General features: G+C 62.3%; 9 protein-coding genes and 1 pseudogene. 1 reads left to right on the top strand and 9 read right to left on the bottom strand.

Annotated elements, in window-relative coordinates:
* Window positions 1-6 precede the first annotated feature (6 nt).
* From valS to K315_RS0100600, 5 genes are all read right to left on the bottom strand, one after another.
* Window positions 7-2,790: a valine--tRNA ligase gene (gene valS, locus K315_RS0100580; protein ID WP_029575733.1), complete on the bottom strand. Its 2,784-nt coding sequence runs from the start codon at window positions 2,788-2,790 to the stop codon at window positions 7-9.
* Window positions 2,791-3,000: 210 nt separating this feature from the next.
* Window positions 3,001-4,557 (bottom strand): ABC transporter substrate-binding protein, encoded by a 1,557-nt coding sequence (locus K315_RS0100585; protein ID WP_029575734.1) that lies wholly within the window; start codon window positions 4,555-4,557, stop codon window positions 3,001-3,003.
* A gap of 109 nt (window positions 4,558-4,666) precedes the next feature.
* Window positions 4,667-5,152: a hypothetical protein gene (locus tag K315_RS0100590; RefSeq protein WP_152571376.1), complete on the bottom strand. Its 486-nt coding sequence runs from the start codon at window positions 5,150-5,152 to the stop codon at window positions 4,667-4,669.
* A 144-nt stretch (window positions 5,153-5,296) separates the two neighbouring features.
* Window positions 5,297-5,965 (bottom strand): endonuclease III, encoded by a 669-nt coding sequence (gene nth / locus K315_RS0100595; RefSeq protein ID WP_029575736.1) that lies wholly within the window; start codon window positions 5,963-5,965, stop codon window positions 5,297-5,299.
* Window positions 5,966-6,196: 231 nt separating this feature from the next.
* Complete coding sequence (locus K315_RS0100600; RefSeq protein ID WP_029575737.1) at window positions 6,197-6,937, bottom strand: winged helix-turn-helix transcriptional regulator; 741 nt, start codon at window positions 6,935-6,937, stop codon at window positions 6,197-6,199.
* Between the two features lie 250 nt (window positions 6,938-7,187).
* Between K315_RS0100600 and K315_RS0100605 the strand changes: the two genes are divergently transcribed.
* On the top strand, window positions 7,188-7,931 hold the full coding sequence (locus K315_RS0100605; protein ID WP_029575738.1) for a hypothetical protein: 744 nt from the start codon (window positions 7,188-7,190) through the stop codon (window positions 7,929-7,931).
* Window positions 7,932-8,381: 450 nt separating this feature from the next.
* Here K315_RS0100605 and K315_RS0100610 read toward each other — a convergent pair whose 3' ends face one another.
* The 4 genes and pseudogenes from K315_RS0100610 to K315_RS0100625 all read right to left on the bottom strand — a co-directional run bounded on the left by K315_RS0100610 (window position 8,382) and on the right by K315_RS0100625 (window position 13,454).
* Complete coding sequence (locus tag K315_RS0100610; protein ID WP_029575739.1) at window positions 8,382-8,966, bottom strand: manganese efflux pump MntP; 585 nt, start codon at window positions 8,964-8,966, stop codon at window positions 8,382-8,384.
* A 422-nt stretch (window positions 8,967-9,388) separates the two neighbouring features.
* Window positions 9,389-9,886 (bottom strand): inorganic diphosphatase, encoded by a 498-nt coding sequence (locus K315_RS0100615; protein ID WP_015451087.1) that lies wholly within the window; start codon window positions 9,884-9,886, stop codon window positions 9,389-9,391.
* A gap of 115 nt (window positions 9,887-10,001) precedes the next feature.
* Window positions 10,002-12,218 (bottom strand): annotated as a pseudogene (locus K315_RS09045) (maltotransferase domain-containing protein).
* 228 nt (window positions 12,219-12,446) lie between these two features.
* Window positions 12,447-13,454 carry an asparaginase gene (locus K315_RS0100625; protein ID WP_029575740.1) on the bottom strand — a complete coding sequence of 336 codons (1,008 nt, stop codon included), beginning with the start codon at window positions 13,452-13,454 and terminating at the stop codon, window positions 12,447-12,449.
* Window positions 13,455-13,458: the final 4 nt, after the last annotated feature.

Here is a 13,458-nt window from a genome sequence, read left to right on the forward strand (position 1 = left end):
CAGCGCTTACTTGCGTGGCTTCTTGGCGGGCGGCTCACCGAGCTCGCTGTCCTTGACGATGACGGCGACCGCAGCATCGGCTTCGTTCTTCGCGTCCTCGGCAGCGCTCTTGGCAGCCGCCGCAGACTGCTTTACGGCCTTGATGGCGGCACCGGCACGTACCAGCGTGATATTGCCGACCACGCGTCCGGCCTCGGCGATGTCGCCCAGCGTGGACTTGATGGAATCGGCTGCATCGTCCACCGCGTCAAGCGTGACAGACAGGATCGGCGTCTTCATCGAGACCTTCGCCTCGGACTTGATCTTGCGCAGCGCGGCCAACGCCTCGCCGGCATAGGTGAGCACGTCCGGGGAGACCTTAAACGCGGCATGCTCATACGGTTCCGGCTTCGGCCATGCGGCGCGGTGCACCGAGCCTTCGCCCGCGTGCATCCAGGACCACACCTCTTCGGTCGCGTACGGCAGGTACGGGGCCAGCAGACGGGCGAAGGTGTCCAGGCCCAGGCCCAGCGTGGTGCGCGCGGACTTGACCGCCGCCTCACTCGGGGTCTTGCCCGTCGAATCGGCCGTGCCGTATGCACGGTTCTTCACCAGCTCGATATAATCGTCGCAGAACTGCCAGAAGAAGCTTTCGATGACTTCGAGCGCTTTCGAATGCTCGTAGGAGTTCAGCGCGTTCGTCGCCTGGCGGATCACAAGCGCCATCTTGGCCATGACCGCGCGATCCAGCGGCTCGGTCACGTCGGCCGGATCCCAATGCGCGACGGCAGGGGAGCCGACATGATGGTTTTCGTCCTCACGGCCGATGGCCAGTGCGAACTTGGTGGCGTTGAGCAGCTTGATGGCCAGACGGCGACCGATCTTCATCTGCCCTTCGTCATACGTGGCGTCCAGACCGAGGCGCGCGGAAGCGGCCCAGTAACGCACGGCGTCCGCGCCGAACTGCTTGATCGGCTTGTTCGGCACGACGACGTTGCCCTTGGACTTCGACATCTTCTTGTGATCCGGGTCGAGAATCCAGCCGGACAGCGTGGCGTTCGCCCACGGCAGGCAATGGTTCTCAAGATGCGCGCGGTCGATGGAGCTGAACAGCCAGGTGCGGATGATGTCCTGACCCTGCGGACGCAGATCCATCGGGAACGTGGCCTTGAACAGTGCCTCATTCTCCTCGCCCGGCTCGGCCCAGTGGGTCACAATCTGCGGGGTCAGGGACGAGGTTGCCCACGTGTCCATGATGTCCTTCTCGGCGGTGAAGCCGTTCGGCTGGTCACGCTGGGACTCGTCGTAGCCTTCCGGCACGTCGTTGGTCGGGTCGATCGGCAGCTGGTCCTCGCGCGGGGTGAGCGGATGCTCGTAATTCGGCTCGCCGTTGGCGTCAAGCGGATACCACAGCGGGAACGGCACACCGAAGAAGCGCTGGCGGGAAATCAGCCAGTCGCCGTTGAGGCCATTGACCCAGTTGTCGTAGCGCACGTGCATGAAGTCCGGGTGGAAGTTGAGCTCGTTGCCGCGCTCAATGAGTTCGGCGTTGAGCTTCTTGTCGGTGCCGCCGTTCTTCAGGTACCACTGGCGGGAAGTGACGATTTCGAGCGGCTTGTCGCCCTTCTCGTAGAAGTTCGTCATACGGGTGGTGGGCTTCGGCTCGCCGTCCATATCGCCGGATTCGCGCAGGTGGTCGACGATGATCTTGCGGGCGGAGAACGTGGTCTTGCCCTCGGTCTCTTCGAAGATCGCACGGCCCTGCGGGTCCTCGATCCAATCCGGCACGCTCATAATGATGCGGCCGTTGCGCTGGATAATCGGGCGGGTCGGCAGCTTCAGGTCACGCCACCATTCGACGTCGGTCACGTCACCGAAGGTGCAGCACATCGCGATGCCCGCGCCCTTGTCCATTTCGGCCGCCGGATGCGCGAGAATCGGCACCTTGACCTTGAACAGCGGGGAGTAGACGTACTGGCCGAAATACTGCTTATAGCGGTCGTCTTCTGGGTTGGCGATGAGCGCGCCGCAGGCGGCGAGCAGTTCCGGACGGGTGGTCTCGATGTAAATCGGGGTGCCGTCTTCGAAACGGAACGCGATCTTGTGGTAGAAGCCGGGGTATTCGCGGCTTTCCAGCTCGGCTTGGGCGACCGCGGTCTGGAAGGTCACGTCCCACAGGCCCGGCGCGTCCTTCTGATAGGCTTCGCCGCGAGCGAGATTACGCAGGAACGCCTTCTGCGCCACGCGCTGCGGATGCTCGCCGATCGTGTGGTAGGTCTGCAACCAGTCGATTGACAGGCCGAGCGACCGCCACAGCTCCTCGAACTGCTTCTCGTCCTCCTTGGTGAGGCGCTCGCACAGTTCGATGAAGTTCTTGCGGCTGACCGGCACCTGGTCCTTCGCGTTGATCTTCTTGCCGTCGGTGCCTTCAAATGGCGGCTTGAAATCAGGATCGTACTTCAGGGACGTGTCCACGCGCACACCGTAATAGTTCTGCACGCGGCGCTCGGTAGGCAGGCCGTTGTCGTCCCAACCCATCGGATAAAAGACGTCGAAGCCCTGCATGCGCTTGAAGCGGGCGATGATATCGGTGTGCGTGTAGGAGAAGACGTGGCCGACATGCAGATGGCCGGACACGGTGGGCGGCGGGGTGTCAATCGAATAGACGGCCTTGCGGTCGCGTGTATTGCGGAATTTATAGACGCCGGATTCGTCCCACGTCTTGCGCCACTTGTCTTCGAGCCCGTCGACGCCGACCTTGTCAGGCAGCGGGGTCAGGTTCGCGGTGATGGTATTGTCCTGATCAGTCATAACCGCTAGTTTAGGGAGCGATTATGACAACAGGGGAGCGGGCTTTCGGGCAGGAAGACGGGTTTCGCGCCGGTGCCGTTCGGCTCGCGTCGGTTGCGGGCAAATGGCGGCTGATGATGGGTTCCGGTTGATGGCAGATCGCGGTTGATGATGGCGGGCTACGGCTAGCGACGGGTACCGACGCCGACGCTGACAACTGCCGGACGCCGGTCAGTGCTTCTTCAACGCGAGGTCCTCGAGAGGGAGGATTTCGTCGGTCAGATTCACCGGGTATCCGCTCAGCTTCGGGTTGACCGCGATGTTGATACCCCGCTCGTACAGCCATGCTGCGGCAGCGTCCTGGCTGACCGTGCGTGCGAACGTTGCCATATGCGTGGCGTAGTCGGTGGCGTTCGTCGATGTGACCGCCTGCTGGTATTCCTGCTGGGCCGCGCCGTTCTGGTATTGCAGGGTGTTGTCCACGCCGTTGAACAGGTCCACGTTGTCGGTGCCGTCGACCGAAACCAGCGCGATCTTGAAATCGCCGCTCTTCAACCGCTGGCTCAGCGTCGCGTCATCGACCACCTGCATATCAGGATTGATAGCCGTCAGATTCGACGTGCCCTGCTTGAGATAGTCGTTGATTTGCGCGCCGAGCGCCTGATATTCCTGAGGTACGAGGAAGGTCAGATCGCCGAAATACCGGGTTGAATAATAGGTGAGCATCTGCGCGGCCTTCGCTTGGTCATGCGGGTAGACTCCCGTCAGATCCTCATAGCCGGGTTCCAGCGGGCCGATCGGGCCGCCGAGCGCCTGTTTCGCGTCTGTCGCCGAGGACGCCACAGCGGCGGTGTCAATCAGATAGCGGAACGATTGGCGGGTACGCAAATCCGACATCGGTGAGTCCGTGCCGCAATTGAAGACGAGCATCACTTTGGATGTGCTGGAACCTTGGACTGCTTTCATTCCGGTGCGTTTGCCGATATCCGCGATGCTGGTATGCTCCAGCGGCAGCGCGAGCTCCACTTTGCCTTCGGCAGCGGCTTCGAGCAGCGAGGATTCGTCGCCATAGTAGTGCAAGGTGACTTGGGCGCTCGCCGCTTTCTTACTGTCCCAATACCGATCGTTGCGTTGCAGGGTGATGGTGGAACCCTGCTTGTATGTCCGCCCGACGATGAACGGGCCGGAACCGAGTGCTTGCGTGGTGTAATCGAGATCCGCTGTGCTGTCGTAGACGATGCCGGCGCGTCCTGACAGCGCGCGTAGCAATGTCGCGTCAGGCTCGCGCAGCGTCAACACCACTGTGCTGGAGTCGTCTGCGGACACGGAGGCGACGGACCCGAGGCGCTCGTAGCCTACGTATTTCTTGCTGATGATTTGGTTGAACGACCAGACGACATCGTCGGCGTCGAGCGCGTCACCGTTGGAAAATGTCGCGTTGCCGCGCAGATGGAGGGTCACGGTCCGCCCGTCCTTGGACGTGGACCAGCTGTTGGCGAGCGAGGGGATGAGTTTGTTGTTCTCATCGCGTCCGATAAGCGTCTCGTAGACGTTGCCGAGCAAGGCCTGTTCGACGGCGGTGCCTTGTTCGGTGCGAATATCCAATGATTTCGGGGCGTCGATGAGGCCGACGTCGATGGTTGAATCAGAGCCGATCAGCCCGGTGTCGTCAAGAACCCCGCTACGTTCCGCGATGGACTTGCCGAGCATGATCAGTGCGAACAGGGCGATGACGATAGCGCTGAACGCAATCCACCGTCTGAGCTCTCCCTGCTGCTTCTTCGTCATGATTCGAGTCTACCGCGAACCCCGCCGATGTGTCGTCCGCGCATACCCCCTTCGATCGGACGGCGTCGGTCTTCTGGCGGTCTTTCGGTCGTCTATCTGAGTGTTCCTGTCACCCGACTCGCTTGTCGCGCGCTGCTGAGAACAGGGCAGCGGTGCCCAAGGACCAGACAAGCATCAATAGTTCGGCGAGGACAAGTGACGGGTGCATCAGGCCGGAACATGCCCAGAATATTATGAACAGAACAACGCTCGCGGCGGCTTGCACGAGCATGGATATCGCCGCAACGGTCAAGGCGCCGCGAACACAGGTTCCCCGGACATTGCCCTCGGTGGCGGTTTGGGGGCTGGATGTGCTGGGGTTGGCGGTCGAACGCGATGAATGCATTGAATACAGCGCCGCATTAACGGATTCGACCGCCACAAGCAGACATATCGCGGTGATAATGATGGCCGTGTTGACCAGCGGCTCGAGATTGGAAATGGCATCCCATCCCACAAACAGTGCAGGAGTGAACGTATCGCAGCAGAGCCAAGTGAAGCAGGCTGTCAGTAAGGCCAATGAAACTTGGGTAAACCCGAAGACTACTTTGTTCATATCAGTATCTTTCCGCAAATTGCAGGGTAGAAGACTCACCACATGCCTTGTTTTCCACGCGTGTTTTATAGCATATACCTGGGTAACGGCTGGAGCAAGGTTCCGGCTGTCATGCTGCTGCGGCTGAGCCTCCGGCGGCTAAGGTCACCCGAAGAGGCCGGCGCTGGGGCAAGTGTCGTTGAGGGGGCAGGCGGCGCAGTCGGGTTTGCGCGCGTGGCATGTCGCCCGGCCGTGCAGGATCAGCCGGTGCGACAGGTTGGTCCACTCCTCGGGCGGGAAGCACGCGGTGATTTCGCGTTCGATATGTACCGGGTCGGGGTGTGTGCTGCGCCAATCGGTGCGCCAGCGTAGGCGGCCGGTCACGCGGATCACATGCGTGTCGACGGGGAAGCCCGGCACGCCGAACGCGTTGCCGAGCACCACATTCGCGGTTTTCCGCCCGACACCGGGCAGTGATGTCAGCTCGTCCATGGTGTGCGGGACGGTGTCGCCGAACCGTTCGTGCACGTCATGCGCCATCGCGACGATATTGCGGGATTTGGCGTGGTAGAAGCCCAATGGCCGGATGATATCCTCGACATCCTCCACCCGTGCGGCGGCAAGTTCGGCCGGTCCGGGGTAGCGCGAGAACAGCGAGGGCGTGACTGTATTCACCCGTTTGTCGGTGGTTTGGGCACTCAGAATCGTCGCGGTCAGCAGCTCGAAAGGGTTTGTGAAATGCAGCGCGCACGCAGGGGCGGGGAACTCCTCGCATAGGATTCGGTACTCGTCATGCATGCGCTCGATGCGGTGTCGTTTGCTTTCGCTGGCCATACCCGCATGATAAGGCACAGCGGGCATCCGACCAACCGCGGGTTGTATGCCAATGGCGAATTGCTGATGCGGCGGACGTTGGTGAGGTGACGGTGACGGCATTGTGTGAGGATTGGCTCGCAGGATGGCGGTTCAGATGGTTGGAATCGGCTGATTGACCTGTTTCGGGTGCCATTATGTGAGGATGGGCTCATAGGATGGCGGTTTGAGTCAACCCGAATCAACCAAAAATCAGCCCTGGGAAGCGTTCGCGCGGGCGGCGCTGTCGTCCTTGTCGTCTTCCGGCGGGTCGAAACGGTAGCCGACGTTGCGCACCGTACCGATGACATGCTCGTATTCGCCGCCGAGCTTGGCACGCAGACGTCGCACGTGAACATCCACGGTTCGCGTGCCGCCGTAGTAGTCGTACCCCCACACTTCCTGCAACAGCTGCGCGCGGGTGAACACGCGTCCGGGGTGCTGGACCAGATATTTGAGCAGTTCGAATTCCTTGTAAGCCAAATCAATCGGGTGTCCGTGCAGACTTGCCGTATATCCATTGGTGTCGACGACCAAGTCGCCGCAACGGATCAGCCCGTCGGTGTCCTGTGCCCCGACCGCATTGGACTGGACGCCCGACGGCATGTTGCCACGTTCCGTGACCAGCCGCAAACGACCTTCGACCTCGGCGGGGGAGGCGTTGGCGACGACGACGTCGGCGATGCCCCACTGCGAGTTGACGACAGTGAATCCGCCCTCGGTGAGAATCAGCACGATCGGCGTAGACAGGCCGGAGGCGTGAATCAGCCGGCACAGGGTCTTTGCAGTGGCGAGATCGTCCCTGGCGTCGAGGAACAAGACGGTGCTTTCCGGCATCTTCACCAGACTCGCCGCATCCATCGGCAGCACGCGCACCCTGTGAGAAAGCAGCGCGAGCGACGGCAATACGGATGCGGGGTCACTGGCAGAGGTCATCAACGTCAAATCAGTCATGTTGCAGCCCTCCGGTCGAATTACGGTTTTCACACAGTTTACAGCTGTAATGTTATGGCAATCAGGACATTCAAGGGCGGTGCTTCCATATGGCGGAGAATGGGCAAGCGCGCGGCTACAATGAGTAAGGACTCCGTCATGACGTCACATGCCGGTAACATGCCGATAACATTGTGGGCCACCCGGTTGCATGACGATGACACATGACGCCGTGCCACGGCAGGAACATCCGTCGGCGGAAGGAATAGATATGGTAGAGCAGACACAACCCGACAGCACCCGCCCGCACCGTCCGTACCGTGGCGTACTCGCCGTGCAGGTTATCGCGCTTGTGCTGCTTGTCGGTGCCAGCCTGCTCGGCCAGTTTGTCCTGTTCCTCGAAGTGCCGCTGTGCGTTGCGGCGATGGCGGCGTTCACGATTTTCTGGCCGTTCCGCGGCACTTGGACTGATCGTGTGCTTGGCGTGCTCGCAGGTTTGATTTCGCTGGTGTTTGCGCTCAATGCATTCGGCAGCGGGACACTGTATCCGACGATGGTCGCGAACGATGCGTTGACGATTGCCGCGACCCCGCTGATTCACTGGGCGTGCGTGTATGTCATGCTGCTTGCGCTGTTCACGGTTATCGGTTTCGCCCGCCAGATGGCACGCAAAGAGCGTACCGATCTGCTGCGCTCGCTCTCGCAGAGCCTGACCGGCGTGGTGGCGATGGCGAGTATGCCCGGCTGGCTGTTCGTGGTGGTCTCGGCGTCCTGTGTATCGTTCACGGGGCCGGGAACCTGGGCTGCCATTGTGGTGAGTGTGATTGCGTTGGCGCTCATGGTGCTGATGGTGATCGCCTCGCGGTTCTGGCTCAAGGATTTTGATCCGGATCCGGCCGTACCGGCCCCGTGGGTCGGGATTGCCCTGCTGCCGGTGATGCTGCTTGGACTGGTGGCGTTCGCCGCGACGCTGGCATTGCTGCTGTGCCAGTATGGTCCGATATTTGTGGACTGACTTTTTCGCGCTGTTCGGCTGCAGGAACCCAATGATGCGATGGGGCTTCGGGGTTCCTGCGTGTGGCGGTTGTGGCTAGCCTGAGATGGGTTCGCAATTCGCCGTTCCCGGGGTGTCGCTGGGATATCCTCGGGGCGGATTCCCATAGTTGCAGTGCTATTTCGGGCAGGATTACGTAGATGCGGCCCTATATGCCGGAGGCTGCGCGGTCGCTGCCCCGGCGTACGGGCGATGCGATGGTTTCTTGGATATCCCGGGTGGAGTGTGCCGCAGCGTCGTGCGATTGGGGGTGTAGTTGCGGCAACCTGTGGCAAGAAGCGTGCGATCTCGGATATGCTGTGCGCGGTGTCGGTCGGGAACTCTGAGATGGTGCGCTATCGGCCGATGCCGGTTGGGAATGCCGCCGGTCGCGCCGTCCGCCCGGCCCATGCCACCGGTCGCTGCCCGCCGCTACCAGGCGATGACGCCGAGATGCTCGAGCAACACCTTGATGCCAATAAGGATGAGGATTACGCCGCCCGCAATCTGTGCTGGTTTCTGCCATCGTGCGCCGAAGGCGTGGCCGATATGCAGGCCGGCGGCGGAGAACGCGCCGGTCACCACGCCGATGATCAGCACCGACCACAGGATGTTCACCTTCATGAATGCGAAACTCACCCCGATCGCGAACGCGTCGATGCTGCACGCGATGGCGAGCGGCAGCATGTGCCGCCAGTCGAACTGCGGTGTCTCGCGCGCGTTCTCGTCATCCTCCTCGAACGCCTCGCGAATCATATTGCCGCCGATCAGCGCGAGCAATCCGAAGATGATCCAGTGGTCCACCGCCGTCACATACCCGCTGAACGTGCCCGCCACCAGATAGCCGAGCAACGGGAACAGCGCCTGGAATCCGCCGAACCATAGGGCGGTTTTGAAGGCGTCCAGCGGGCGCACCCGGCGCACGGTCAGGCCCTTGCCGATGGACACGGCGAACGCGTCCATGGACAGGGATACTGCGATAAGAAGAATTCCCACAACGGAGGTGCTTGATGTCATAGTCAATCATGGTTCATCCGCGGCGCGGATGGGCCTCGACGGATTGCCGCCTACGCCTTACGGTCCGACACGGCGACTGCCGGCGTAGGTGCGGCTTTGAATTCCCATGAATCTGTTCGCATGTCGAAATTACCCGCCCAAGTATAGTCGCTCGCCGCCGAAAGACAAGCCGCGGACTACGTCTGGCACGCTGGGCAACGCCAAGAAACCGAGCACACCGGACACGTGAGCAACGCGGGTAACGCCGATTGCTCGGCGCACGCCGCTCATACAGCCCATACAGCCCGTGCAAACGAAAGGGACCGCCCCCAATCGGGACGGCCCCTTCGCATCGGCAATGTGCACAGCTCGGTTCGGCGGATGCCTAGGCGATCGCTATCAATCACTGGGCTTCAAGCCGAAAACCGAACCGTACGTATGTGTCACTTGGCTTCGGAAGCGGCGAGACGTTCGCGCGCGGCCTTGATCTCGGCCTCGGCCTTGTCGACGCCGGCCCAGAAATCACCCGGCTTGACTTCCTTGCCCGGCTCCAGAGCCTTGTACTGCTCGAAGAAGTGCTTGATTTCGGCCTTGTGATACTCGTTGACATCGTCGATGTCCTTGATGTCGTCGAAACGCACGTCGGCGGGCACGCACAGCACCTTGTCGTCGCCGCCGGCCTCGTCGACCATGTGGTACAGGCCGACAGCGCGGCACTCGACCACGCAGCCCGGGAACACGGAATTCGGGATCATCACGAGCGCGTCGAGCGGATCGCCGTCCTCGCCCAGCGTGCCGTCGATGTAGCCGTAGTCATCCGGGTAGCCCATGGCGGTGAACAGCGTACGATCCAGGAAGACGCGACCGGTCTCATGGTCCACTTCATACTTGTTCTTGGAACCGCGCGGGATCTCCACGACGACATTGAAGGTTTCTGCCATTTCGAATCTCCTTGATAGACAACAGGATTTCCGTTATTCAGGATACTCGGTACCCGGCACGTATGCCACGTGATGTGGATCGTGCAGGGTACCGAGTATCGGGATTCGGGAAAAACTACCGCTTGACGCTCAGCACGTGCGCGACATCGGCCCACGGGGCGAGCGAGACATAATTGTCGTTCGTCCAGGTGAAGGTGCGGCCGGTCAGCTCGTCGGCCACGGTGAACGGCTCGCCGGCGGGCAGGCCGAACGCGGCCGGGTCGAGGCGAATCATGGACTGGTGAGCCTCATGGCCGTCGAGGTTCACGACCACAATCAGCGTGTCCGGCTTGCCGTCTGCGGTCAGGTCGGCGGGCGTGTGGCGGGCGAACGCGAGGATGTTCGCGTCCGAGCTGTCCAGGATCGTCAGATTGTGGTAGCTGCGGGCCGCCGAGTGGCGCCTGCGGATCGCGTTGAGTGAGGTGAGCAGCTTGGCGGTGCCGTACTTGCCGGCCTCGCTCCAGTCGCGCACGCGGATTTCGTATTCCTCGGGATTCTCAGGGGCCTGTGTGCCCGGCTGCTGCTTGTTTTCCACCAGTTCGTAGCCGCTGGCGATACCCCAGCTCGGCACGCCCATCGCTGCGAGCACTGCGCGGATCGCGTAGCCGGCGATGCCGTTGTCGCGCAGATAATCGGTAAGAATGCGGTGCGTGGACGGCCAGAACGTGTCATGCTGCGTGTATGCGGCGTCGCTGTTCGCCTCAAACAGGTACTCTTCAAGCTCGCGCTTGGTGTTGCGCCATGGGAAGTAGCAGTCCGACTGGGTGAAGCCGGCGCGGCTCAGCGCGCCCATCATCGCGGGCGCGGTGAAGGATTCAGCGAGGAACAGCACTTCCGGGTGCGCGTGCCGGGTCTGTTCGATGATCCGCTGCCACGCCTGCGCCGGCCAACGGTACGGTTCGACCGCGCGGAACGCCGTCACTCCGGCTTTCGCCCACACGTCCAAGGTGTGGACGATCGCCTTGACGATGCCGTCCGGATCGGCATCGAAGTCCAGCGGGACCATATCCTCGCGCTCCGATTGCGGGTCGAAGGAATCGAGCGGATCGGCAGGCGTGCCGTCAGCCTTGCGGCGCACCCACTGAGGGTGTTCGGCGATCCAGGGATTATCCGGCGACACGAACATCGACACGTCAAGCGCTACTTCAAGACCCAGGTCATGGGCTTTCGCGGTGAACGCGCGGACAGCATCCATCGTGCCGAGCGACGGATCCACACTGTCGGCGGCGCCGTCAGCCGAGCCGACAGCGTATGGGGAGCCTGGGTCATGGGCACCGGCATGGGCGACGCCGTTGCGGCCGCGACGTCCGGTCACGCCGATCGGGCTGATCGGCGGCAGACACACCGTGTCAAAACCTTCGGCAGCGGCGCGTTCAAGGCCGGATACGGCAGTGGCGAGCGTGCCGGGGCGTGTGAAACCGGCCGCGTCATCATCCGCGGCACCTTCCGAGCGGGGGAAGAAATCATACCAAGCGGTGAAACTGAATCCCGGGCGTTCCACGTGAAACATACGAGGCTCGCCTTCGGATACGCCATCGCGCAGCGGCTTGGCCTCATGCAGGGCGGCGACATCGTCACTGGTGGCGGCGGCGAAGCGCTCGGCAACCGACAGTTTGCGATCATCCAGCGTGTCGGCGGCTTTCTTCAGCGTGCTGCGCTCGCCGGCGGTCAGGTGTGCGTCACGGGTCGAAGCCTAGCGGCGCAACAGGGTGGCGCCTGCGTCGAGCGCGTTCTCTACGTCTTCTCGGGCGTCGACGGCCTTGCGTGCCTGCTCGAACCATGCGGCGTACGGGTCGAGCCACGCCTCAATGCTGACCGTCCAATCGCCCAGCTGACGTTTGACCGCCGACCAGCCGGACTGCCACGGGCGGGCGTCGCTCGGCTCGCCGGCCTGCACGTCGACTTCCCAGCGGCTCAGGCCGGGGTTGGTGCAGGTCATCGCGCGGCGCTGGGTTTCCTTGCCGCGCGGATTGCGCACGATTGCAGCGGCGGAGAGCACGAGCCCTTGTTCGGCAGCGAGTTGTGCGCTGACATGGAATTGTTCGCCGAGTTCGACGCGTGGGGTCGTTTCGCCGTGCGGGGTGGTGTCATAGATTGCGACGCGGCCGAATCCGGCGGCGGCGGTGCGTGCCGAGGTCACCGCGGAGGTCTTGGCGGTGGCGGCTGCGGTTTTGCGTCGTGTCGTGCGCTTGCGTGTCGCGGCGGTGCGGGTGCTTGATGCTGTTTTGGTTGTTGTTGCTGTTGTGGCTGTCGTCGTTGCAGCGGTCTTTCTTGTCTTTGTATCTTCGCTCATACCGCCATTGTATGAGCGAAATCGTTACCAGTGCATGATTGACAAGCGGGGAATATCGGAATTTCCCTGAAGTTTAGCCGTCGTTCCGTCCGCATTGCTGATTTCCGTCGTGCTTGCTGTGCGCCCCTGCTCCTGCCGACGCTGAGCGTGTGGTGAGCGTCGGCAGAAGGGTCTGACGACACTGAGTGACATGTCAGTGTCGTCAGAAACAGGAGTGAGGGAGGGTGCTCAGTTGCTTTCCAGGGTGATTTCGCCGGCGATGGAGCGGCCCATCCATGCGGACAGCTCGGCACCGCCCAATCCTTGGGACAGCAGGAAGATGATCTTCGCGTATGCGGCTTCGAGCGTCATATCGCCGGTGCCGACCGCGCCGGCTTTCGCGATGGCGTCCCCGGTCTCATACCGTCCGAGTAGCACATTCGCCTGTTCGCATTGCGAGGCGACAATCACCGGGACTCCGGCGTCGAGCGTGCCCGCGATGACGTCCGCGAATCCCGGCTCGAGGCTGGGGATGTTCCCGACGCCGTATGCGCGCAGCAATACAGCTTCAGGCCGGGGAGCGAGCATGGCGGCGAGCCGCTTGGCGCTCATGCCGGGGACGGTGTCGATAACAGCCACATCATGCCGTGCATACGGTTTCGGGTTCGTCCAACCCTCGCCCGGATTGTCGAAAGACTCCCATTGCCAGGGCGTGCCTGTGCAGGCGATCGTGCCGGTGGACGGCGAGCAGAAGCCTTCGAACGCCCAGCTCGAGGCTTTCGTCACGCGGTTGCCGGCGAACAGGTGATGCCCGAAGAACAGTGAGACGCCTTTCGCGTGGCCGCTCAACGCCGCGTTGAGCGCGCCAGTCACGTTCGCAGTCGCGTCGGATTCAATCTTGCCGAGCGGATGCTGGGAACCCGTGAAAATCACCGGCTTGCCGAAACCGGTGAGCGCGTAGGACAGTGCCGCGGCGGAGTAGCTCATCGTGTCGGTGCCGTGCAGCACGACGAACGCGTCGGCCTCGTCGCGGTGGGCCCACAGGTCGTCGATCATCGTCTGCCAGTTGTCGGGGGTCGCGTTCGACGAGTCAATCAGCGGGTCAAGTTCGGTGAAGGTGACATCCCCATCGTGCAGCTCGTCGCTTTCCCCGAGCAGGCGGCGCAGCCATCCGCGCATGTCGGCGCCGGGAACGAGCCCGTGGTCGGATTCGATCATGCCGATGGTGCCGCCAGTGTACGTGATATGAATGCGCATCCTG

The sequence above is a fragment of the Bifidobacterium thermacidophilum subsp. thermacidophilum DSM 15837 genome (assembly GCF_000426425.1).
GTDB lineage: Bacteria > Actinomycetota > Actinomycetes > Actinomycetales > Bifidobacteriaceae > Bifidobacterium > Bifidobacterium thermacidophilum.